Origin of the sequence: Pseudomonas izuensis (genome assembly GCF_009861505.1) — a bacterium.
In the GTDB taxonomy this organism is placed as follows: Bacteria; Pseudomonadota; Gammaproteobacteria; order Pseudomonadales; family Pseudomonadaceae; genus Aquipseudomonas; species Aquipseudomonas izuensis.
In genome coordinates this window covers 149,182-171,776 of the sequence record NZ_WTFT01000003.1, presented here as the reverse complement: position 1 = coordinate 171,776, position 22,595 = coordinate 149,182, and the positions used below count along the sequence as shown (strand labels likewise).

Here is a 22,595-nt window from a genome sequence, read left to right as displayed (position 1 = left end):
TTGCGGACCTGTCTGCATCAGTTCGCAACATTTGTTGTGCAGAGTGCTTCGACAGTGAAATTGCCGGCCTTCTGAAGCCTCGATTCAGGTAGAATGCGCGCCCGGTTTTTGGAGAAGCTCATGACCCTGCTCAAATTCAGCGATGTGTCCCTTGCTTTCGGCGCTATGCCGTTGTTGGACAAGGTGTCCTGGCAGATCGCCCGTGGAGAGCGGGTGTGCATCATCGGCCGCAACGGCACTGGCAAGTCCAGCATGATGAAGCTCGTCAAGGGCGACCAGAAGCCCGATGACGGCTCCGTTTGGCGCGCACCCGGACTCAAGATTGGCGAATTGCCGCAAGAATTGCCGGTAGCCGACGAACGGACCGTGTTCGACGTGGTTGCCGAAGGCCTGGACGGTGTTGGCGCATTGCTCGCCGAATATCACCACCTGAGCCAGAACATCGTCACCGATGCCGACCTGGACAAGCTGATGCACGTCCAGCACGACCTCGAAGCCCGCGACGGCTGGCGTTTGCAGACCCTGGTCGACAGCACCCTCAGTCGCCTGCAGTTGCCGGCCGACAAGACCCTCGCCGAATTGTCCGGCGGCTGGCGTCGACGCGTCCTGTTGGCCCAGGCCCTGGTGTCGGAACCGGATCTGCTGCTGCTCGACGAACCGACCAACCACCTGGACATCGGTGCAATCGCCTGGCTGGAAGAAGCGCTGAAGGATTTCCAGGGCGCCGTGCTGTTTATCACGCACGACCGTTCCTTCCTGCAAAACCTTGCGACTCGCATTCTCGAACTGGATCGTGGTGGCCTGATCGACTGGAACGGCGACTACGCCAGTTTCCTCGTGCACAAAGAAGCCGAACTCGCCGCCGAAGCCACCGCCAATGCGCTGTTCGACAAACGCCTGGCCCAGGAAGAAGTGTGGATTCGCCAGGGCATCAAGGCCCGTCGTACCCGTAACGAAGGCCGCGTACGTGCCCTCAAGGCTTTGCGCGTCGAACGCAGCGAGCGTCGCGAGCGCACCGGCAAGGCCAACATTCAGCTGGAAACCGCCGACAAGTCCGGCAAGCAGGTGATGGTGCTCGAGAACGTGAGTTTCGCTCACCCGGGCGGGCCGTTCCTGATCAAGGATTTCTCCATGGTGTTGCAGCGCGGCGATCGTATTGGTCTGCTCGGCGCCAACGGCACCGGCAAGACCACGCTGCTGAAACTGATGCTTAGCGGCTTGCAGCCGACCAGCGGCAAGGTGGAAGAGGGGACGAAGATCGACGTTGCCTACTTCGACCAGTTGCGCCACCAGTTGGACCTGGAAAAGACCGTGATCGACAACGTCGCCGAAGGGCGCGACTTCATCGATATCGACGGTCAGAGCCGCCACGTGCTGAGCTACCTCGGCGACTTCCTGTTCAGCCCGCAGCGTGCCCGCACGCCGGTCAAGGCGTTGTCCGGTGGTGAGCGTGCCCGTCTGCTGCTGGCCAAGCTGTTCAGCAAGCCGGCGAACCTGCTGGTTCTCGACGAACCGACCAACGACCTCGACGTCGAAACGCTCGAGCTGCTGGAAGAGGTCCTGCTGACCTTCAACGGCACCGTGCTGATGGTCAGCCACGACCGGGCATTCCTCGATAACGTGGTCACCAGCACCTTGGTGTTCGAAGGTGAAGGTCAGGTTCGCGAGTACGTCGGCGGTTATCAGGACTGGCTGCGTCAGGGCGGTTCGCCGCGCCTGTTGGGTGTGACCGAAAGCAAGTCCGGCAAGGCCGACCTGAACTCCGCGGTGGTGAAGGCTGAGCCAGCGCCAGTCGCGGCAGCTGTAGAAGCGCCGGCGAAGAAGAAGCTCAGCTACAAGTTGCAGCGCGAGCTGGAAGCGTTGCCAGGGCAGATCGAAGCCATGGAACAGCAGATTGCTGCGGTGGAAGCGCAGATGGCGGATGCTGGTTTCTACCTGCGTCCAGCAGCCGAAACCGCTGCGGTGATCGCTCAGCTGTCGCAGTTGCAGGCTGAGCTGGACGTGATGGTCGAGCGCTGGGCCGAACTGGATGCCTGATTGAACTTGCAATGAAAAAGCCCGGCGTTCAGTGATGAACGCCGGGCTTTTCATATGCCACACGACTCCTACCTGTAGGAGCTGGCTTGCCAGCGAAGGCGGTGTACTTGACACACCGAGGTGCGACATTCGCCAGCAAGCCGGCTCCTACAGGATCGGTTATCAGTTTTTGCTTTGCAGGCGCACCGCCAGCACATCGCAAGGCGCGCCGTGCAGTACGTCGTTGGCGGTGGAGCCGAGCAGCAGTGCCAGGCCGTGCCGGCCATGGCTGCCCACCACAATCAGGTCGCAGGTTTGCTCCTTGGCCAGGTGGTGGATTTCCTGGCGTGGCTGGCCGTAGGTCAGGTGGCTGTATTCCTTGGAGAGTTCCGGATACTTCATGATCAGCCGGTCAAGGCGCTCCTTGGCCTGATCGAACTGCTGTTGTTGCAGTTGTGACAGGTCCATCGGAACGTCACCACCAAACGCCATGGCCATCGGCTCGACAATGTGCACCAGGGACAATTTCGCACCGTTGCTCACCGACAGCTCACGAGCACGGTGGATTACAGGGTCGCACTCTTCGGTTAGATCTACAGCGACCAGAATGTGGTTGTAGGGCATGAGGTGCTCCTCCTGAGGAATGCAATATTGGTAAGTATGGCTGGTTTCAAGCGTATTGGTTTCAAAGTGACTGAATACGCCCATCAAGAATCGGGAGTACTGATATGACGGTCTGGATAGTGGTGTCAATCCTGCTGGTGGTGCTCAGTCCGCTGGCATGGTTGCGGCCGTCCCGCCACCAGAGTGGCCGCATGGCCCTGCGCATGGAGGCACGACGCATCGGGTTGGCCATGCAATTGGCACCTCAGGAATGGCCGCACTGGCTCGGTCAGGAGCCGCCAAACCCGTGCGCGCAATACCACCGGCCACGACGCGGCACCCAGCCTGCCTGCTGGAGTTACTGGCAAAAAACACCGGGTCTGTGGGTGAACCAGTGGCAGGAGGTCTGTGACGATCAAGCGCTGCTCAATCATTTCGAAAAATTGCCGGATAACGTCTACAAGGTCGAAGCCGACAAGCAAATGATCGCTTTGTATTGGGGCGAGAAGGGCGAAGCCGAGGTGTTGCTGCACATCGATGCCACCCTCAAGGCGCTCGCCTGAACATACGCCTCCCTCTGTAGGAGCGAGCCTGCTCGCGATGCACCTGAGAGCACCGCGGGGTGTCAGGCTGCAAGCGTCATCGTTGACGACCATCGCGAGCAGGCTCGCTCCTACAGGGATTTATCGCAGACAATAAAAAGCCCGACAACAGCATCGGGCGGGGTTGGCCAGGCAGGCCGGTAAGTCTGTGTGGGCTGATCTAACGCCCGGCATTCGCCGTGGGCGTTCAAAATTTCCCTGAAGTTCCGCCAGCTTAGCCTGTTAAACAAAGGCTGCAGTGAATTAGGGCGACTTTTCTAATGATTGATTCTATGAATGTCTATACATGCAGCCGCGTGTTGCAGGCCTTCGTCTTACAGAAATGACCGCAAAGTCGCATTTCAACCCGCATTTTGGGCGATTGACAATTGGCGGAAATTCCGTGAAGGTGGCGTACCCAAATCAAACGGGCGTATGAATTGAGCGTTTGTATTGAAAAACGCTCCTACAGAATCCCGACTATCGCGTTGGCGGGTGTGCCGGGCAGATTGGCGTAGCATCGACGTTTAACGTCCTGCCAAGCCGGTCGCCTGCGTCCGACGTGTACTGTTCAGCTTCCATATCGTGGAGATCAGTTGATGATTTACGAAGGTAAAGCCATCACGGTTAAGGCTCTTGAAAGTGGCATCGTCGAACTGAAGTTCGACCTCAAGGGTGAGTCCGTCAACAAGTTCAACCGTCTAACCCTGAACGAACTGCGTCAGGCCGTGGACACCATCAAGGCAGATGCTTCGATCAAGGGTGTGATCGTCAGCAGTGGCAAGGACGTCTTCATCGTCGGCGCCGACATCACCGAATTTGTCGACAACTTCAAGCTGCCGGATGCAGAGCTTGTTGCTGGCAACCTGGAAGCCAACAAGATTTTCAGCGATTTCGAAGACCTCAACGTCCCGACTGTCGCCGCGATCAACGGCATCGCCTTGGGTGGCGGTCTGGAGATGTGCCTGGCGGCGGATTACCGCGTCATGTCCACCAAGGCCAAGATCGGTCTGCCGGAAGTCAAGCTGGGCATCTACCCGGGCTTCGGCGGTACTGTGCGTCTGCCGCGCCTGATCGGTGCCGACAACGCCATCGAGTGGATTGCCGCCGGCAAGGAAAACCGTCCTGAAGACGCGCTGAAAGTCGGCGCCGTCGATGCCGTGGTCGCCCCTGAAAAACTGCAGGACGCCGCGCTGGAACTGATCAAGCGCGCCATTTCCGGCGAGTTCGATTACAAGGCCAAGCGCCAGCCGAAGCTTGAAAAACTCAAGCTGAACGCCATCGAACAAATGATGGCTTTCGAAACCGCCAAAGGTTTCGTGGCAGGCCAGGCTGGCCCGAACTACCCGGCGCCGGTCGAAGCAATCAAGACCATCCAGAAAGCCGCGAACTTCGGTCGCGACAAGGCACTGGAAGTCGAAGCCGCCGGTTTCGTCAAGCTGGCCAAGACCTCTGCCGCACAGAGCCTGATCGGTCTGTTCCTGAATGACCAGGAACTGAAGAAAAAAGCCAAGGCCTACGATGAAATCGCCAAGGACGTGAAGCAGGCCGCCGTATTGGGCGCCGGCATCATGGGTGGCGGTATTGCCTATCAGTCGGCCTCCAAAGGCACGCCGATCCTGATGAAGGACATCAACGAACACGGTATCGAGCAGGGTCTGGCCGAAGCCGCCAAGCTGCTGGTTGGCCGCGTTGATAAAGGCCGCATGACCGCCGCGAAAATGGCCGAAGTGCTCAACGGCATTCGTCCGACCCTGTCCTACGGTGATTTCGGTCACGTAGACCTGGTGGTCGAAGCAGTCGTCGAGAACCCAAAGGTCAAGCAAGCCGTTCTGGCTGAAGTCGAAGCTCAGGTCAAAGAAGGCACCATCCTTGCCTCGAACACCTCGACCATTTCCATCAGCCTGCTGGCCAAGGCCCTCAAGCACCCGGAAAACTTCGTCGGCATGCACTTCTTCAACCCGGTGCACATGATGCCGCTGGTGGAAGTGATCCGTGGCGAGAAGTCCAGCGAGTTGGCGGTTGCCACCACCGTTGCCTACGCCAAGAAAATGGGTAAGAACCCGATCGTGGTCAACGACTGCCCGGGCTTCCTGGTCAACCGCGTACTGTTCCCTTACTTCGGTGGTTTCGCCAAGTTGGTCAGCGCCGGTGTGGACTTCGTCCGTATCGACAAAGTCATGGAAAAATTCGGCTGGCCGATGGGCCCGGCGTACCTGATGGACGTGGTCGGCATCGACACCGGCCACCACGGTCGTGACGTGATGGCTGAAGGCTTCCCGGACCGCATGAAAGACGACCGCCGCTCGGCTGTGGACGTGCTCTACGAAGCCAAGCGCCTGGGCCAGAAGAACGGCAAGGGCTTCTACGCCTACGAGACCGACAAGAAGGGCAAGCAGAAGAAGGTCGCCGATCCGTCGGTACTGGAAGTGCTCAAGCCAATCGTGTTCGAGCAGCGCGAAGTCACTGACGAAGACATCATCAACTGGATGATGATCCCGCTGTGCCTGGAAACCGTGCGTTGCCTGGAAGACGGCATTGTCGAAACCGCTGCCGAAGCCGACATGGGTCTGGTCTACGGTATTGGTTTCCCTCCATTCCGTGGTGGTGCGCTGCGCTACATCGACTCGATCGGTGTTGCACAGTTCGTTGCCCTGGCTGACCAGTACGCTGATTTGGGCGCGCTGTACCACCCGACCGCGAAGCTGCGCGAAATGGCCAAAAACGGCCAGAGCTTCTTCGGTTAAGCGCCCCCAACTAGAGTGAGAGTGAACTTATGAGCTTGAATCCTAGAGACGTCGTGATTGTCGACTTCGGTCGTACTCCGATGGGCCGCTCCAAGGGCGGCATGCACCGCAACACCCGCGCCGAAGACATGTCGGCGCACCTGATCAGCAAACTGCTGGAACGCAACGTCAAGGTCGACCCGAACGAAGTCGAAGACGTGATCTGGGGCTGTGTGAACCAGACCCTGGAGCAGGGCTGGAACATCGCGCGTATGGCGTCGCTGATGACCCAGATCCCGCACACGTCTGCTGGCCAGACCGTCAGCCGTCTGTGTGGCTCGTCCATGAGCGCGTTGCACACTGCCGCGCAAGCGATCATGACCGGCAACGGTGACGTATTCGTCGTCGGCGGCGTCGAGCATATGGGTCACGTGAGCATGATGCACGGTGTCGATCCGAACCCGCACATGTCCCTGTACGCGGCGAAAGCCTCGGGCATGATGGGCCTGACCGCTGAAATGCTGGGCAAGATGCATGGCATCACTCGCGAGCAACAGGACGCTTTCGGCGTGCGCTCCCACCAACTCGCCCACAAGGCGACGGTGGAAGGCAAGTTCAAGGACGAAATCATCCCGATGCAGGGCTATGACGAGAACGGTTTCCTGAAACTGTTCGACTACGACGAAACCATTCGTCCGGAAACCACCCTGGAAAGCCTGGCGGCTCTGAAGCCGGCGTTTAATCCAAAGGGCGGCACCGTGACAGCCGGTACCTCGTCGCAGATCACCGATGGTGCTTCGTGCATGATCGTGATGTCGGCGCAGCGTGCACAGGACCTGGGCATTCAGCCTTTGGCGGTGATTCGCTCGATGGCAGTGGCAGGTGTGGACCCGGCGATCATGGGCTATGGTCCAGTACCGGCTACACAAAAAGCACTGAAGCGCGCGGGCCTTGGCATCAACGATATCGACTTCTTCGAGCTCAACGAAGCTTTCGCCGCACAGGCTCTGCCAGTGCTGAAAGATCTGAAAGTGCTCGACAAGATGAACGAGAAGGTTAACCTGCACGGCGGCGCGATCGCCCTGGGTCACCCGTTCGGTTGCTCCGGTGCGCGTATCTCCGGCACTTTGCTGAACGTGATGAAGCAGAATGGCGGCACCTTCGGGGTGGCCACCATGTGCATTGGTCTCGGCCAAGGCATCTCCACCGTCTTCGAACGCGTCTAAGCGTTTCGTTGACGGAAGCCGGGGCCAAGTGCCCCGGTTTTTGTTTTTCCGGATTTATTTTTGTTTTTATTTTGAAAAAATTTGAGTGAGGGCCAAAGCATGCCGATACAACCTGGGCTCTACCAACATTACAAAGGTCCGCAGTACCGCGTTTTCAGTGTCGCGCGGCATTCGGAAACCGAGGAAGAAGTGGTCTTCTACCAAGCCCTGTATGGCGATTACGGCTTTTGGGTACGCCCCTTGAGCATGTTCCTGGAGTCGGTCGAAGTTGACGGCGAACAGGTGCCGCGCTTTGCTTTGGTGCAAGCCGAAGAGAGCCTTTTTAACAAGCCATAAGCTGAGTGCGCGCAAAACCCTGCGCTTGACCTCACCTTGTAGCCACTATATATAGCGGTGCCGCGTCAGGCGCCAACCGCCTTTCACTTTTAGAATTCAGGAATTTTCTGATCCATGGGCAAATCGCTGGTCATTGTGGAATCCCCGGCTAAGGCCAAGACCATCAACAAGTATTTGGGCAACGAATACGTGGTGAAGTCGAGTATCGGCCATATCCGAGACCTGCCCACCAGCGGTTCGGCTAGCGCCAGCAAAGAGCCAGCCGCCAAGCGCGGCAAGGCTGCTGCGGGTGAAGCGCCGGCACTGTCGCCGAAAGAAAAGGCGCGCAAGCAGCTGGTCGCTCGCATGGGGGTCGATCCCGATCATGGCTGGAAAGCCAAGTACGAGATCCTTCCAGGCAAGGAAAAGGTCATCGAAGAGCTGCGCCGGCTCGCCAAGGATGCTGACACCATCTATCTCGCAACCGACTTGGATCGCGAGGGGGAAGCTATTGCCTGGCACCTGCGCGAAGCCATCGGTGGTGACGACAGCCGCTACAAGCGCGTGGTGTTCAACGAAATCACCAAGAAGGCGATCCAGGAAGCTTTCTCCCAGCCAGGCGAGCTGGACATCGATCGTGTCAACGCCCAGCAGGCGCGTCGTTTCCTCGACCGTGTAGTGGGCTACATGGTTTCGCCGCTGTTGTGGGCCAAGATCGCCCGTGGTCTGTCCGCCGGCCGCGTGCAGTCGGTTGCGGTCAAACTGGTGGTCGAGCGTGAGCGTGAAATTCGCGCGTTCATCCCGGAAGAGTACTGGGAAGTGCACGCCGATCTCGGCACCGCCAAAGGCGCGACCGTGCGTTTCGACGTCGCGCGCGAGAAGGGCGAGGCGTTCAAGCCGCTTAACGAAGCCCAGGCCATGGCCGCGCTGGAGAAGCTCAAGGCTTCCAGCTACAGCATCGTCAAGCGTGAAGACAAGCCGACCAGCAGCAAGCCATCGGCACCGTTCATCACTTCCACCCTGCAGCAGGCCGCGAGTAACCGCCTGGGCTTCGGTGTGAAGAAAACCATGATGATGGCCCAGCGCTTGTACGAAGCCGGCTACATCACTTATATGCGTACTGACTCCACCAACCTTTCGGCCGATGCCGTGGCGATGGCGCGTACCTATATTGAAGGTGAGTTCGGCAAGAAATACCTGCCGGAAACCCCGAACGTCTACAGCAGCAAGGAAGGCGCACAAGAGGCTCACGAAGCGATTCGTCCGTCCGATGCCAACACCGAGCCGAGCAAGCTGTCGGGCATGGAGCGTGATGCAGAGCGGCTCTACGAGCTGATCTGGCGTCAATTCCTCGCTTGCCAGATGCTGCCTGCGCAATACTTGTCGACCACGGTCACTGTCGGTGCCGGCGACTTCGAGTTGCGTGCCAAGGGCCGTATCCTCAAGTTCGACGGTTACACCCGCGTCATGCCGCAAATCGCCAAACCGGGCGATGACGATGTGCTGCCGGATATGGCCCAGGGCGACGCGATGAAGCTGATCAAGCTTGATCCGACCCAGCATTTCACCAAGCCACCGGCGCGTTACTCGGAAGCCAGCCTGGTAAAAGAAATGGAAAAACGCGGCATTGGTCGTCCTTCGACCTACGCGGCGATCATTTCGACCATCCAGGACCGCGGCTACGTGGCGCTGCACAACCGTCGTTTCTATTCGGAAAAGATGGGCGATATCGTCACCGAGCGTCTGGCCGAAAGCTTCTCTCATCTCATGGACTACGGCTTCACCGCCGGCATGGAAGAGCATCTCGATGACGTGGCCCAGGGCGAACGCGACTGGAAAAACGTGCTCGACGAGTTCTACGGTGACTTCAAGAAAAAACTCGAAGTGGCCGAAGGTGCGGAAAATGGCATGCGTGCCAATCAGCCGGTGATGACTGACATTCCGTGCACGACCTGCGGCCGCCCGATGCAGATTCGTACCGCGTCGACCGGTGTGTTCCTCGGTTGCTCGGGCTACAGCCTGCCACCGAAAGAACGCTGCAAGGCCACCGTCAACCTGGTGCCGGGCGACGAAATCGCTGCGGACGACGAAGGCGAGTCGGAGTCGCTGGTGCTGCGCGGCAAGCATCGCTGCCCGATCTGCAGCACGGCGATGGACGCCTACCTGCTCGATGAGAAGCGCAAGCTGCACATCTGCGGTAACAACCCGGATTGCGATGGCTATGAAATCGAAGAAGGTGTCTATCGCATCAAGGGCTATGAAGGTCCGAGTCTGGAATGCGACAAGTGCGGCAGCGAGATGCAGCTCAAGACCGGCCGCTTCGGCAAGTTCTTCGGTTGCACCAATCCGACCTGCAAGAACACCCGCAAACTGCTGAAAAGCGGTGATGCAGCGCCGCCGAAGATGGACCCGGTGAAAATGCCTGAGCTGAAATGCGAAAAGGTCAACGACACCTACATCCTGCGCGACGGTGCTTCCGGTCTGTTCCTGGCAGCCAGCCAGTTCCCGAAAAACCGCGAGACCCGCGCTCCGCTGGTCATGGAAATCATCCCGCACAAGGATGAGATCGATCCGAAGTACCACTTCCTGTGTGAAGCACCGAAGAAAGATCCGGATGGCCTCCCTGCGGTAATCCGTTACAGCCGCAAGACCAAGGAGCAATACGTGCAGACGGAAGTCGACGGAAAGCCGACAGGCTGGAAGGCGTACTACGACGGCGGCAAGTGGACCGTTGAAGACAAGCGTCCGGCGAAGACTGCCAAGGCTTAAAACTGTAGGAGCGAGCCTGCTCGCGAAAAACGCAAGGTAACGCGGGCATTCAGACAGCCCGCGTCATCGTTGACGTCAATCGCGAGCTTGCTCGCTCCTACAGAGGTGCAAAGGCCGCATGAGAACCTTCGGGTTTTCATGCGGCCTTTTTGTTTTGGGCTTGCGGTGGACTTGGGTGATCCACGACACTGTCTGACCTGCGTGAAGCATTATTTCGTTGTGGAGGCTGCCGTCATGGCCCACGAACTCTATACCCGTACCAACCAGAAGATCTATTTCGCCGGCCTGTCGCTGGAAGCACTCGGCAGGGCTGAGGAGGCGCGGGCGATGAATTCCCTGGCGCTGATTCAGGCCGGCCGCGAATCGGCATTGTTTCATCTATACGGGGCGCTACTGGGGCTGTGCCATGAAATCGCCGGTTTCTATCGGTTGCCTCAGGCCAATGCGTCCCGGGCCGAAACGCTGCTGACTCGGGAAGTGCTGGAAAGTATCGCCATTCCTGAAATGGCCGAGATGGTCGAACTGGCCAACAACCCGGAAACCTGGCTGGCCAAGCTGCTGGCGGCCCACGCAGCACTGTTTCAACCGCCACGGGCACCGCGCAAACCGAAGGGTGACGTGACGCAGCCGCTGATTCAGGCGGTAAACCTGGACGAAGAAGAGGTGCCTGAAGAGCTGAGCCGTGAAGAGCTGGAGGGCTGGCGTCAGAACCTCAAAAGCCTGGCGATTCGCTTTCGCGAAGGCTTGAACGAGTGCTGAAGGACTGAACCATTTAACGGACGACACGGAAGGCTGTCCGTTCAGGGAAGAGTGTTGTCAGACATTTCTCTTCGTGATGGCATCTTGTCAAGATCCCGAGCGAAGCCTGGCCGATGCCTATATAATCCCCGCCTTTCGTGGAGAACAAACCTTTATGCCAACGTCCTTTCTAGAAATTGTCGAGTTACCAGACGGCCGTATCGAGCTGCGCAGGGCTGAGGACGAGGGTTCTCTGGTTACTTTGGATTTCTCCGAGGACGCCAAAGCATTTCTGCAAGGCCAACACGTAGAAGTCGCCAAAGCGATGTTGAGCGTCGGTGTTCAGATGGCAGGCCGCCTGGTTGAGGGCGAATTCGAAAAGGAAGAGGGGCCGCGGGTTCTTCACTGATACCCGTTCGTCGTTTTTTCGAATACCGCTAGAGATTGGCTTCTCTGTCCCTGGAGAAGCCCTGCACCGTATTTGTGTTAACCCAATCGAATATTCAGGCTTTGCGCGTCCCCGGTCCGGGCGGCGCTGATCAGCTGTTGCCGTGAAGTTGTACTCAGCGGGTTGAGCCAGCTGACAACCGTGTGACTTCGGCCAAGGCGCAGGGCTTCACAGGTCAGTTGCTGGGCGCTCTGGGTACCACGTGGCTGGAGCAGCAGGATGCGCTCGCGATTGAGTCCTGCGTCCCGTAACCAGGCCTGGGTCAGGCTGGCGGGTGGGGCGATCAGTGTCAGCCAGCGTGCGTCCTGATCCTGGCTCAACTCCCGCAGGATCGGTGCCAGAAGGTTCAGGCAGTTCCCGGTTGCACCACGCAGAGACAACTCACTGAAGACCTCGGGTTCGGCGCTCCAGGGCGACTCGACCACTTCCTTCAGGATTGGCGCCAACGGCTGCGCCAGGAATGCCTCGAACAGCAGTGGCAGTTGGGCTTGCTGTGATGTGTGTGGGAACTGCATAAAGCCTCCTTTAGCGGCGAATGACGCCGACACTCAAGCCTTCGATCACCAGTTCCTGATCTTTAAGGTTTACTTCGATAGGGGCGAATTCAGGGTTTTCGGCAATCAGCCAGACCTTGCTGCCGTCACGCTTGAAGCGCTTGACGGTCACTTCGTCACCGATACGTGCCACCACGATCTGGCCATTACGGGCCTCGCGGGTGGTATGGACGGCCAGCAGGTCGCCATCGAAAATACCCACGTCCTTCATGCTCATGCCATGCACTCGCAGCAAATAGTCGGCGCGTGGATGGAAGAATGCAGGGTTGATGTTGCAGGACTCTTCGACATGTTGCTGGGCGAGGATCGGCGCGCCGGCCGCTACCCGGCCAATGATGGGCAAGCTGGCGTCATCGGCCTTGGCTTCGAAACCGGGAATGCGAATCCCGCGGGACGCACCAGGCGTCATTTCGATTGCGCCTTTGCGGGCCAGCGCCTTGAGGTGTTCTTCCGCCGCGTTGGGCGATTTGAAACCCAGTTCCTGAGCGATTTCCGCACGGGTCGGCGGGTAGCCGTTGTCTTCCAGGCAGCGTTTGATGAAGGCCAGAATCTCGGCTTGGCGTGGCGTCAGCTTTAGCATATTGATCGCTCTGTTTTTTTATACAGTGACTGGGATTATATACAGTGGAACGGTCTTGGCAATGCCCGTGTTTCTGCCAACCGCCGGACGGTCTTTCAGCCTGCTGATTGAAGCTTTGCGGTTGTATGGTTAAATGTCTGACCGACCATTCCCAAAACGAACTGCCAGACTTGACAATGCACAGACTGAAACGTATGTTTCAAACAAGTGTTTGTCAGGCGGAGTAGCCATGGCCCAGTCGGAAACCGTTGAACGCATTCTCGATGCTGCCGAGCAGTTGTTCGCGGAAAAAGGTTTCGCTGAAACCTCGTTGCGTCTGATCACCAGCAAGGCCGGTGTCAATCTGGCAGCGGTGAACTATCACTTCGGATCGAAAAAGGCGCTGATTCAAGCGGTCTTTTCGCGTTTTCTCGGGCCGTTCTGCCTCAGTCTCGATAAAGAGCTCGAGCGGCGCCAGGCCAAGCCTGAAATCAGGCCCACGCTCGAAGAACTGCTGGAAATCCTCGTCGAACAGGCCCTGGTGGTACAGCCACGCAGCGGCAATGATCTCTCGATCTTCATGCGTTTGCTGGGCCTGGCCTTCAGTCAGAGTCAGGGGCATTTGCGTCGTTATCTGGAAGACATGTACGGCAAGGTGTTCCGCCGCTACATGATGCTGGTCAACGAAGCTGCGCCGCGCATCCCTCCCATCGAACTGTTCTGGCGCGTGCACTTCATGCTCGGAGCGGCTGCGTTCAGTATGTCCGGCATCAAGGCCTTGCGTGCAATCGCCGAAACCGACTTCGGGGTAAACACCTCCATCGAGCAGGTCATGCGTCTGATGGTGCCGTTCCTCGCGGCCGGCATGCGTGCCGAATCCGGCGTCACCGACACGGCCATGGCCACCGCGCAATTGCGTCCGCGCAGCAAGTCGACATCGGTCGCCGCCAAGGTTTGACCGCGCACGGGTGGGCGCGGCAGCTGACATCCGTTAAGCTAGCCGCCCATGCCGACTCTCGTTCTGAATCCATTTCCCATTGATATCGCCGACCTGCCGGGCATTGCCCTCGGTGGCGAATTCGTGCGGGCTGGATTCATCGTTATCAAGGAATCTCTATGACTGCTGGCCTGCAAGGCTCGTTGATGGTGGACGTCGCCGGTACCTGGCTGACGGCCGAAGATCGCCAACTGTTGCGCCAACCCGAAGTGGGCGGCCTGATCATTTTTGCCCGCAACATCGAACACCCGCGTCAGGTCCGGGAGTTGAGCGCCGCGATTCGCGCCATTCGTCCCGATCTGCTATTGGCGGTGGATCAGGAGGGCGGGCGGGTTCAGCGTCTGCGTCAGGGCTTTGTACGGCTGCCCGCGATGCGTGCGATTGCCGACAACCCGAACGCCGAATACCTGGCCGAGCAGTGTGGCTGGATCATGGCCACCGAAGTATTGGCCGTTGGCCTGGATCTGAGCTTCGCTCCGGTACTGGATCTCGATTATCAGCGTAGCGCTGTGGTCGGCACCCGTTCATTCGAGGGTGATCCGGAGCGTGCAGCACTGCTGGCCGGTGCATTCATCCGTGGCATGAACAGCGCCGGCATGGCCGCCACCGGCAAACACTTCCCTGGTCACGGCTGGGCCGAGGCGGATTCCCATGTGGCGATCCCGAACGACGAACGCAGCCTCGAAGAAATCCGTGCCAATGACCTGGTGCCGTTCGCCAGATTGAGCAAGCAACTGGCCGCCGTCATGCCGGCCCATGTGATCTATCCGCAGGTCGATGCCCAGCCCGCCGGCTTCTCCCGCCGCTGGCTGCAGGACATCCTGCGTGGCGAACTGCAGTTCGATGGCGTGATTTTCAGCGATGACCTGTCCATGGCTGGCGCTCATGTGGTGGGCGATGCCGCCAGCCGCATTGAAGCGGCGCTGACCGCCGGTTGCGACATGGGCCTGGTGTGCAACGATCGTGCGGCCGCCGAGCTGGCCCTGAGCGCCGCGCAACGCATGAAGGTCAAGCCGTCACCGCGTATCGCGCGGATGCGTGGTCAGTCGCATGCGCGCACCGACTACCGTCAGGATCCGCGCTGGCTGGCAGCTGTCGGCGCGCTCAAAGGCGCTCAATTGATTGATTAAGGACGGTTCGTTATGACGGTTTACGCGATTATCGGTGGTACCGGCCTGACTCAGCTTGAAGGCCTGAGCATTCGTCAGTCACTGGCGGTCGACACCCCTTATGGCACGCCTTCGGCCGAGGTCCAGATCGGCGAGTATGCTGGCAAGGAAGTGCTGTTCCTCGCCCGTCACGGTCATCCGCACCGGTTCCCACCACATCAGGTGAACTATCGCGCCAATCTCTGGGCACTGAAGCAGGCCGGGGCCGAGGCGATTCTCGCGGTCAATGCCGTGGGGGGGATTCATGCCGCGATGGGTACCGGACATTTCTGCGTGCCGCATCAATTGATTGACTACACCAGCGGTCGCCAGCACACCTATTTTGCCGATGACCTGGAGCAGGTCACGCACATCGATTTCAGCTACCCGTACAGCGAACCGCTGCGTCAGCAGTTGATTGCAGCGCTGGCGGCTGAAGGCGTTGGCTACAGCAGCCATGGCGTGTATGCCTGCACCCAGGGCCCACGGTTGGAAACAGTGGCCGAAATCGCACGCCTGGAGCGTGACGGTTGCGACATCGTTGGGATGACCGGGATGCCGGAAGCGGCCCTGGCCCGTGAGCTGGAACTGGATTATGCCTGCCTGGCGCTGGTGGTGAATCCGGCGGCGGGCAAGTCGACGGCAGTGATTACCATGGCCGAGATCGAACAGGCGTTGCATGACGGGATGGGCAAGGTGAAGTCGACGTTGGCGCGGGTGCTGAAAGGCTGAGCCAGGCTTTAGATCTGGTTGACCCCATCGCGGGCAAGCCTTGCTCCCACAGGTTTAATGTTGATCACATACTGAGTGATCGACTCAAAACCTGTGGGAGCAAGGCTTGCCCGCGATGGCGATCTGTCTGGCAACGCAATTTTCAACGCTTCTCCAATTTATCCGGCAACGGCGCAAACAACGCCTCGATGTCATCGCTCTGCAGTTTCCAGTCCCCGGCCTGACGCCCATCCAGTACGCCGGCCGCGAGGTCGGATTTTTCTTTCTGCAGGTGCTGGATTTTCTCTTCCACCGTGCCTCGCGCGATCAGCTTGTAGACGAACACCGGTTTTTCCTGGCCGATGCGATAGGCGCGGTCGGTTGCCTGATTTTCCGTTGCCGGGTTCCACCAAGGGTCGTAGTGAATCACGGTGTCTGCTTCCGTCAGGTTCAAGCCAACGCCACCTGCCTTCAGGCTGATCAGAAAGATCTGACGTTTGCCGCTCTGGAAGTCCTTCACAGGTGCGCGCCGGTCGCGGGTTTGTCCGGTCAGCAGCGCGTAAGCCACACCGCGCTTGTTCAGTTCGTCCTCAATCAACAACAGCATTGAAGTGAATTGCGAGAACAGCAAAATTCGCCGGCCTTCTTCGAACAACTCTTCGAGCATTTCCATCAGGCTATCGAGCTTGCCCGAGGTGCTGCCGCGAGCCGGCAGGGCGGCATCGTTGACCAGGCGCAAATCGCAGCACACCTGACGCAGTTTCAGCAGCGCCTCAAGGATGATGATCTGGCTGCGGGCCACGCCCTTGCGGGTGATCTCGTCGCGGACTTTCTTGTCCATGGCCAGGCGCATGGTTTCGTACACATCACGCTGCGCCTCGTTGAGTTCGACCCAATGAATGATTTCGGTTTTCGGTGGCAGCTCGGTGGCGACCTGTTCCTTGGTCCGGCGCAACAGGAAGGGTTTGATCCGACCGTTGAGGTGCTGAAGTCTTACTTCGCTGGTGCGCTTTTCAATGGGTACGCGGTAATCGCGGTTGAAGCTTTTCACATCGCCGAGCCAGCCTGGCAAGAGGAAGTGGAACAGTGACCACAACTCGCCCAAGTGGTTTTCCAGCGGCGTGCCACTCAGGCACAAACGCTGTCGGGCGTTCAGCTCGCGAGCGGCCTGTGCGGCCTTGCTGTTCGGATTCTTGATGTATTGCGCTTCATCCAGTACCAGCACGTGCAGCGGCTGTGCTGCGAGGCGGTCGACATCCTTGGGCAGCAATGCGTAGGTGGTCAGGATCAGGTCGTAATCAGTCAGGTTTTCAAAATGCTTTTTGCGACTGGCGCCGTACAGCGCCAGCACTTTGAGTTGCGGCGTGAAGTGGGCGGCTTCGTCGAGCCAGTTCGGGATCAGGCTGGTCGGCATCACCACCATGCAGGGACGATCAAGACGTCCGGCGTTTTTCTCACTGAGAACATGCGCGAGGGTTTGCAGGGTTTTACCCAGGCCCATGTCGTCCGCGAGAATCCCGCCGACCTCCAGTTGCCGCAGTGACTGCATCCAGCTCAAGCCTTCCAGCTGATAGGGGCGCAGTGTTGCGTTTAAGCCTTCCGGCACGCTGGCGGTGTAGTCCTTGATGTCGCGCAGGCGCTGGGCAAAGGTGCGTATCTGCTCACCACCTTCCCAGAGGAGAGGCAGGTCTTCGAGCGGGTTCAGGCGTGTGGCGTCGGCCTTGCTCAGGCGTAATGTGGTTTCACCGGGCTCTTGCAGGTAGAACTCGCCGAGGGTCGCCAGCACGGGCTTCAAGCGGCCGAAGGGCAGGGCGACTTGCAAGGGGCCGTGCTCGGAGTTCGGTCGATGGGGGATATTCACCAGGATCAGTTCGTCGTCGCGACGTCGGGCCAGGCGTTCGGGGTTGAGGATTTCGGTGTGCGAGCGCATCAGGTTCAGCAGGATCGGCAGCAGGCTCAGACGTTCGCCGTTGACGATGATCCCAAGTTCCAGGTCGAACCAGTCACGCTCCGGTGCCTGTTCGACCGTAGCGTACCAGTCGTCCACCGCGGTCAGGTCGAAGCCAAAATCTTCGTTGATCTGCAACTCCCAGCCCTGGGTACGCAGCTTCGGCAGTTCATTGAGGGTGAAGGTCAGCCAGGCGCTGTCGTTGACCATCTCGAACAGTTCGCCGGCGCTTTCTGGCAAGGCCTTGCTTTGTCGGGTGGCGACTTTGAAGCCGAGAATCCGTAGCTGTTCCCGGTAGGACTGCTCCACTTCCGGATGGCGTTTTATCCGCAGTGTCTGTGTTTCCTGGCGAATCAGGATGTCGGCATTTTTCTGCCCGGAAACGTATTCATCCAGATAACTGAAGGACAGCGCGGCGCGGTGCTGGATGTAGCGCTGCATCCGGCCATTGCGCGGTTCGAAGGCACTGAACTCGATGCTCGCCAGCCACAGGCGCGGAACCGGTTGGACATTGTCCACCAGCAATTGCGGCAAGGCTTTAGGGCTACGGTTTTCCAGCACGGCCTGGAGTTTTTCAAGTAACTCGGCGTCTTTGGCGGCGGCGGGGTAGTCGAGGGTTTCCTGCACCTGCAGCAATACCGCTGCGCAGTGTTTGCAGTTGCTGTGGACCGGGCAGGAGCATGTGGCGTCGATCATCAGCAAAGTGCCTTTGGCTGACTCTCGCAAGCGAATGGTCTGACGGTAAACGTTACCGCCAGAACCCTCGCACGCCGCTATGATCGTTGCATCGCCGGCCTCGACGATCCTCACGCGATTCTCCAGCGCGTAGCGGCGGCCACGCTCCAGGCTCTGTTCCTTGAATCGGCTGACCCAGGAAGGTGCCAGGGGTTTGCTCAGGGTCGCGGACATAGGGGATCAATCAGTCCGGAATTTCTTCGGGGACTGGCCGAGGCGCGGGGGCTGTCAGCGAGGTGATCTTGATCAGCAGGCCGAGATGACCGGCATCGAGGAAGTTCAGCTGCCCGTTTTTGGTATGGCTTTCGGTCTTCAGGCGTTCACTGGCAGTGACCAGGCCATCGGTGTTGATCTGGTTGACCCAGAAGTCGGCGTCGACGTCGGTGAAACGCCCCAGTTTCATGTTCAGCGTGCCCTCGATCGGGAACTGTCCGAATTGTTCCTTGCCGTCGCTGATCGCGACTTTGGTGGCTTCCTCGCCAAGGGTCTGTTGCCAGGTCTTGTGCAGCAACACCTCGTATTGATTGCTGGCAGTGAGTTTTTCCACCTCGCCGTTGAGGCTCGGCGAGCGCAGGCTGTCGGGGTTGATGCGTTGGGCGCCGGCGTCCCAGTCTTCCGGCGCGGCACGGGTGACAATTGCCGGCACGGCATTCTGCCGCACCAGAATCATTTCAATCTGATACAGATCATCGGCAAACACCGAAGGTGCGACCAGCGTTATCAGCAGGGTCAGTGAGCGAAACAGGCGCATGCGGCGTCCTTCAAGCAGTTTTCGGGATGAGGCGCTCGAACAGCGCCTCTACAGTATTAAAGCGCTCTTCCGGGCGCTCCATCGGGACCATGAACTTGAACATCGTGGCGCCTTCGAATTTGTAACGTTTGGGCTGGCTCTGGATCAGCTTGATCAGGGTCAGCGGGTCGACCGGGGTTTGCGTCGCGAACTCGACCCGGCCGCCTTGCGGGCCGCCGTCGACTTTCTTGATGCCCAGCAACTCGGCCTGCAATTTCAGGGCGGTGATGCGCATCAGGTTCTTGGTCGGCTCGGGTAGCAGGCCGAAACGGTCGATCATTTCCACTTGCAGATCCTTGAGGCCTTCCTCGTCCGTGGCCGAGGCGATGCGCTTGTAGAGAATCAGGCGTGCGTGGACGTCCGGCAGATAGTCTTCGGGAATCAACGCCGGTACACGCAAGTTGACTTCCGGGCCGCCGCCCAGCGGTTGATCGAGGTTCGGCTGTTCGCCCTTGCGGATCGATTTCACGGCGCGCTCGAGCATTTCCATGTACAGCGTGAAACCGACGGCCTGGATCTGCCCGCTCTGCCCATCGCCGAGCAGTTCGCCGGCGCCACGGATTTCCAGGTCGTTGGTGGCGAGCACGAAGCCTGCGCCGAGGTCCTGGGTATTGGCGATCGCTTCCAGGCGCTTTTCGGCGTCCGGGGTGATTTGCTGGCGCGGCGGCGTCAGCAGGTAGGCGTAAGCCTGGTGGTGACTGCGCCCGACCCGGCCGCGCAACTGGTGCAGCTGCGCCAGGCCGAACTTGTCGGCACGCTCGATGATGATGGTGTTGGCGCTTGGCACGTCAATGCCGGTCTCGATGATGGTCGAGGCGATCAGTACGTTGAAACGCTTGTGGTAGAAGTCGCTCATCACCTGCTCAAGTTCGCGTTCGCGCATCTGCCCGTGGCCGATGCCGATCCGCGCTTCCGGCACCAGTTCGGCGAGGTCGGCGGCGCATTTCTCGATGGTTTTCACGTCGTTGTGCAGGTAGTAAACCTGGCCGCCACGCAACAGTTCACGGAGCAGGGCTTCCTTGACCGTGCTTTTGTTCTGTTCCATGACGAAGGTCCGCACGGACAGGCGTCGGGCCGGTGGCGTGGCAATGATCGACAGGTCGCGCATGCCCGACACCGCCATGTTCAGCGTGCGCGGAATCGGCGTGGCGGTCAGGGTAAGGATGTCGACTTCGCTGCGCAGGGCCTTCAACTGTTCTTTCTGGCGCACACCGAAACGGTGCTCTTCGTCGATGATCACCAGGCCCAGGTTTTTGATTTTCACATCGTCCTGCAGCAGCTTGTGGGTGCCGATGACGATGTCGATCTTGCCTTCGGCCAGATCCGCGACCGCCGCGTTCACTTCCTTGGCCGACTTGAAGCGGCTCATCACTTCCACAGTCACCGGCCAGTCGGCAAAGCGGTCGCGGAAGCTGTTGTAGTGTTGCTGGGCGAGCAGGGTGGTCGGCACCAGAATGGCCACCTGACGACCGCCGTGTACGGCGATGAACGCGGCACGCATGGCCACTTCTGTCTTGCCGAAACCGACGTCGCCGCACACCAGGCGATCCATCGGCTTGGGCGCGAGCATGTCTTCGCGCACGGCTTCGATGGTGGTCTGTTGGTCGGGGGTTTCTTCGAACGGGAAACCGGCGCTGAAGGTGGCGTAGTCGGCTTTCGGATCGGCAAAGGCGTAGCCTTCGCGGGCAGCACGGCGGGCGTAGATGTCGAGCAGCTCCGCCGCGACGTCGCGCACCTGTTCGGCCGCCTTGCGCTTGGCTTTCTGCCAGGTTTCGGAGCCGAGGCGGTGCAGCGGGGCCAGTGCATCGTCACTGCCGGTGTAGCGTGCGATCAAATGCAGGTTGGCCACCGGCACATAGAGCTTGGCGCCCTCGGCGTATTCTAGGGCGAGAAACTCGGCGGCCTGGTTATCGATTTCCAGCGTCGCCAGGCCGAGGTAGCGGCCGACACCGTGATCGATATGCACCACTGGCGCGCCTTCGCGCAGCTCGGTGAGGTTCTTGATAACGGCGTCGTTGTTGGCGTCGGCGCGTTTTTCGCGACGACGGCGTTGCATGACGCGCTGACCGAACAGCGGGCTTTCGGCAACCAGTGCCAGGGCCGGATCATCTAGCAGCAAGCCTTCATCCAGCGGCGCGATGGTGATCGCCAGACGGTCCTTGCCAGCGACGAAATCCGGCCAGCTATCGACGGTCTTCGGCCGCAGTTTCAGGCGTTCCAGCAACTCCAGCAGCACTTCGCGCCGACCCGCGGATTCGGCGGTGAACAACACGCGCCCGGGGAATTCGTCGAGGAAACCCGAGAGCGCCGCCAATGGCTGGGTGGCCTTGGCTTCGATGGCCAGGTTCGGCAGTTCGCGCGCGGGGAAACGCTCACGGCCGGCACCGGTTTCCACGTCCTGTTGGCTGGCCACTACACGAGGCCAGTTTTTCAGGCGTGCGAAGCAGTCTTCCACCGGCAAAAACAATTCGGTGGGTGGTAATAAAGGACGTGATGGATCGACACGGCGCTCTTCATAGCGATTGCGTACATCGTTCCAGAAGTTCTCCGCGGCCTGCTCGATGCCCGGCAACGAGAACACCTGGGTGTCCTGGGGCAGGTAATCGAACAGCGTCGAAGTTTCCTCGAAGAACAGCGGCAGGTAGTACTCGATACCGGCCGGGGTAATTCCGCTGCTCAAGTCCTGGAAGATCGGGCAGCGACGGAAGTCGACATCGAAGCGTTCGCGAAACCGTGCCTTGAAGCGGGTCACGGCTTCTTTTTGCAGCGGGAATTCTTTCGCGGGCAACAGCTTGACCGAGTCGACCTTGTCGATGGAACGCTGGTTCTCCGGGTCGAAGGTGCGCAGGGTTTCGATTTCGTCATCGAACAGGTCGATGCGATAAGGCAACTTGCTGCCCATCGGGAACAAGTCGATCAGCGAGCCGCGCACGGTGAATTCGCCATGCTCGTACACGGTATCGACATAGCGATAACCGGTGGCCTCGAGCCGGGTGCGCATCTGCTCGACGTCGAGCTTCTGGCCGACATCCAGCACCAGGCTGCTGCCGAGCAGGAATTTGGTCGGTGCCAGGCGGTGCAGGGCGGTGGTGATCGGCACCACCAGCACGCCGTGACTCAGCTCCGGCAATCTATAAAGTGCCGAGATGCGCTGGGAAATAATGTCCTGGTGCGGTGAAAACAGATCGTAGGGCAGGGTTTCCCAGTCCGGGAAATGCAGCACAGGCAAATCCGGGGCGAAGAAGCTCAGCTCCTGTTCCAGCCGTTCGGCACTTTGGCTGTCGGCGGTCAGCAGCAGGGTAAAGCGCTTGGCAGCGCTGGCGGCCTCGGCGATGGCCAGGCTCAGGGACGCACCGGGCAGGTTGCCCCAATGCTGTTTACCTGCCGCGGCAGGGAGATGCGGTAGACGCAGAACGGGCACGGAAGGTCGAGCTCCAAGCGTTGCGACAAAGTCGGTAATTGTAGCGGTCCAGGGTGCCGGCTGTCAGTTGCAGATGTGTCTAATACGCGGGTGAGGCGAAATGTAGTGGTAATGACAAAATCGGGCCGTTTTTTAACGGAAATTAGTGAATATGTAGTGGCAAAATGAGGCGGTGTTACGGATGGTTACGGACAAGGCAGCGCTGTCCCCAAAAAATTGACGACGCTGGAAGCCCCGGTTTCATTGGGCTTCAGCGAAGCGTAATTTTTTTGAACAGGATTTTGTTACGGGCAGTGCGACAAGCGCGCAT

Annotated in this window: 17 protein-coding genes; 11 read left to right on the top strand and 6 right to left on the bottom strand. The window is 59.4% G+C overall.

Annotated features, from left to right (window positions below):
- Positions 1-120: 120 nt before the first annotated feature.
- Positions 121-2,037: an ATP-binding cassette domain-containing protein gene (locus GPL81_RS02570; protein WP_160105070.1), complete on the top strand. Its 1,917-nt coding sequence runs from the start codon at positions 121-123 to the stop codon at positions 2,035-2,037.
- Between the two features lie 162 nt (positions 2,038-2,199).
- On the opposite strand, the gene GPL81_RS02565 is transcribed toward GPL81_RS02570, so the two are convergent.
- A complete protein-coding gene (locus GPL81_RS02565) occupies positions 2,200-2,640 on the bottom strand; it encodes a universal stress protein (RefSeq protein WP_160105069.1) in 441 nt (146 codons plus the stop codon).
- Positions 2,641-2,744: 104 nt separating this feature from the next.
- Here GPL81_RS02565 and GPL81_RS02560 point away from each other — a divergent pair, with 104 nt between their 5' ends.
- The 7 genes from GPL81_RS02560 to GPL81_RS02530 all read left to right on the top strand — a co-directional run bounded on the left by GPL81_RS02560 (position 2,745) and on the right by GPL81_RS02530 (position 11,383).
- Entirely contained in the window at positions 2,745-3,182 is a 438-nt protein-coding gene (locus GPL81_RS02560) for a hypothetical protein (RefSeq protein ID WP_160105068.1), read from the top strand.
- 617 nt (positions 3,183-3,799) lie between these two features.
- Positions 3,800-5,947: a fatty acid oxidation complex subunit alpha FadB gene (gene fadB, locus GPL81_RS02555; protein ID WP_160105067.1), complete on the top strand. Its 2,148-nt coding sequence runs from the start codon at positions 3,800-3,802 to the stop codon at positions 5,945-5,947.
- A gap of 29 nt (positions 5,948-5,976) precedes the next feature.
- Positions 5,977-7,152 carry an acetyl-CoA C-acyltransferase FadA gene (gene fadA, locus GPL81_RS02550; protein WP_096512656.1) on the top strand — a complete coding sequence of 392 codons (1,176 nt, stop codon included), beginning with the start codon at positions 5,977-5,979 and terminating at the stop codon, positions 7,150-7,152.
- A 99-nt stretch (positions 7,153-7,251) separates the two neighbouring features.
- Complete coding sequence (locus GPL81_RS02545; protein ID WP_008050054.1) at positions 7,252-7,488, top strand: DUF1653 domain-containing protein; 237 nt, start codon at positions 7,252-7,254, stop codon at positions 7,486-7,488.
- A gap of 114 nt (positions 7,489-7,602) precedes the next feature.
- A complete protein-coding gene (topA, locus tag GPL81_RS02540; RefSeq protein WP_160105066.1) occupies positions 7,603-10,236 on the top strand; it encodes a type I DNA topoisomerase in 2,634 nt (877 codons plus the stop codon).
- 234 nt (positions 10,237-10,470) lie between these two features.
- On the top strand, positions 10,471-10,995 hold the full coding sequence (locus GPL81_RS02535; protein ID WP_160105065.1) for a DUF6586 family protein: 525 nt from the start codon (positions 10,471-10,473) through the stop codon (positions 10,993-10,995).
- A 154-nt stretch (positions 10,996-11,149) separates the two neighbouring features.
- Entirely contained in the window at positions 11,150-11,383 is a 234-nt protein-coding gene (locus GPL81_RS02530) for a hypothetical protein (RefSeq protein WP_096512653.1), read from the top strand.
- Between the two features lie 77 nt (positions 11,384-11,460).
- Here the strand turns inward: GPL81_RS02530 and sulA are convergent, their stop codons facing one another.
- Positions 11,461-11,937 (bottom strand): SOS-induced cell division inhibitor SulA, encoded by a 477-nt coding sequence (gene sulA / locus GPL81_RS02525; RefSeq protein ID WP_160105064.1) that lies wholly within the window; start codon positions 11,935-11,937, stop codon positions 11,461-11,463.
- 10 nt (positions 11,938-11,947) lie between these two features.
- Positions 11,948-12,556 (bottom strand): transcriptional repressor LexA, encoded by a 609-nt coding sequence (lexA, locus tag GPL81_RS02520; protein WP_096512651.1) that lies wholly within the window; start codon positions 12,554-12,556, stop codon positions 11,948-11,950.
- A gap of 229 nt (positions 12,557-12,785) precedes the next feature.
- On the opposite strand from lexA, the gene GPL81_RS02515 reads away from it, so the two are divergent.
- From GPL81_RS02515 to GPL81_RS02505, 3 genes are all read left to right on the top strand, one after another.
- Positions 12,786-13,493: a TetR/AcrR family transcriptional regulator gene (locus GPL81_RS02515; RefSeq protein ID WP_160105063.1), complete on the top strand. Its 708-nt coding sequence runs from the start codon at positions 12,786-12,788 to the stop codon at positions 13,491-13,493.
- 170 nt (positions 13,494-13,663) lie between these two features.
- Complete coding sequence (gene nagZ, locus GPL81_RS02510) at positions 13,664-14,662, top strand: beta-N-acetylhexosaminidase (protein WP_178122558.1); 999 nt, start codon at positions 13,664-13,666, stop codon at positions 14,660-14,662.
- Positions 14,663-14,674: 12 nt separating this feature from the next.
- On the top strand, positions 14,675-15,412 hold the full coding sequence (locus GPL81_RS02505; protein WP_096512648.1) for an S-methyl-5'-thioinosine phosphorylase: 738 nt from the start codon (positions 14,675-14,677) through the stop codon (positions 15,410-15,412).
- Positions 15,413-15,554: 142 nt separating this feature from the next.
- On the opposite strand, the gene GPL81_RS02500 is transcribed toward GPL81_RS02505, so the two are convergent.
- From GPL81_RS02500 to mfd, 3 genes are read right to left on the bottom strand one after another with little or no spacing between them, the layout of a single operon-like run.
- On the bottom strand, positions 15,555-18,248 hold the full coding sequence (locus GPL81_RS02500; RefSeq protein ID WP_160105061.1) for a DEAD/DEAH box helicase: 2,694 nt from the start codon (positions 18,246-18,248) through the stop codon (positions 15,555-15,557).
- Between the two features lie 10 nt (positions 18,249-18,258).
- Positions 18,259-18,825 (bottom strand): CsiV family protein, encoded by a 567-nt coding sequence (locus GPL81_RS02495; protein WP_096512646.1) that lies wholly within the window; start codon positions 18,823-18,825, stop codon positions 18,259-18,261.
- A 10-nt stretch (positions 18,826-18,835) separates the two neighbouring features.
- Positions 18,836-22,285, bottom strand: a complete 3,450-nt coding sequence (mfd, locus tag GPL81_RS02490) for a transcription-repair coupling factor (RefSeq protein WP_160105060.1) — start codon at positions 22,283-22,285, stop codon at positions 18,836-18,838.
- Between the last annotated feature and the right edge of the window lie 310 nt (positions 22,286-22,595).

Excerpts from the sequence above, each read along its gene's own strand:
- GPL81_RS02570 (WP_160105070.1), top strand. The coding sequence starts at position 121 with ATGACCCTGCTCAAATTCAGCGATGTGTCCCTTGCTTTCGGCGCTATG.
- GPL81_RS02565 (WP_160105069.1), bottom strand. The coding sequence starts at position 2,640 with ATGCCCTACAACCACATTCTGGTCGCTGTAGATCTAACCGAAGAGTGC.
- GPL81_RS02560 (WP_160105068.1), top strand. The coding sequence starts at position 2,745 with ATGACGGTCTGGATAGTGGTGTCAATCCTGCTGGTGGTGCTCAGTCCG.
- fadB (WP_160105067.1), top strand. The coding sequence starts at position 3,800 with ATGATTTACGAAGGTAAAGCCATCACGGTTAAGGCTCTTGAAAGTGGC.
- fadA (WP_096512656.1), top strand. The coding sequence starts at position 5,977 with ATGAGCTTGAATCCTAGAGACGTCGTGATTGTCGACTTCGGTCGTACT.
- GPL81_RS02545 (WP_008050054.1), top strand. The coding sequence starts at position 7,252 with ATGCCGATACAACCTGGGCTCTACCAACATTACAAAGGTCCGCAGTAC.
- topA (WP_160105066.1), top strand. The coding sequence starts at position 7,603 with ATGGGCAAATCGCTGGTCATTGTGGAATCCCCGGCTAAGGCCAAGACC.
- GPL81_RS02535 (WP_160105065.1), top strand. The coding sequence starts at position 10,471 with ATGGCCCACGAACTCTATACCCGTACCAACCAGAAGATCTATTTCGCC.
- GPL81_RS02530 (WP_096512653.1), top strand. The coding sequence starts at position 11,150 with ATGCCAACGTCCTTTCTAGAAATTGTCGAGTTACCAGACGGCCGTATC.
- sulA (WP_160105064.1), bottom strand. The coding sequence starts at position 11,937 with ATGCAGTTCCCACACACATCACAGCAAGCCCAACTGCCACTGCTGTTC.
- lexA (WP_096512651.1), bottom strand. The coding sequence starts at position 12,556 with ATGCTAAAGCTGACGCCACGCCAAGCCGAGATTCTGGCCTTCATCAAA.
- GPL81_RS02515 (WP_160105063.1), top strand. The coding sequence starts at position 12,786 with ATGGCCCAGTCGGAAACCGTTGAACGCATTCTCGATGCTGCCGAGCAG.
- GPL81_RS02505 (WP_096512648.1), top strand. The coding sequence starts at position 14,675 with ATGACGGTTTACGCGATTATCGGTGGTACCGGCCTGACTCAGCTTGAA.
- GPL81_RS02500 (WP_160105061.1), bottom strand. The coding sequence starts at position 18,248 with ATGTCCGCGACCCTGAGCAAACCCCTGGCACCTTCCTGGGTCAGCCGA.
- GPL81_RS02495 (WP_096512646.1), bottom strand. The coding sequence starts at position 18,825 with ATGCGCCTGTTTCGCTCACTGACCCTGCTGATAACGCTGGTCGCACCT.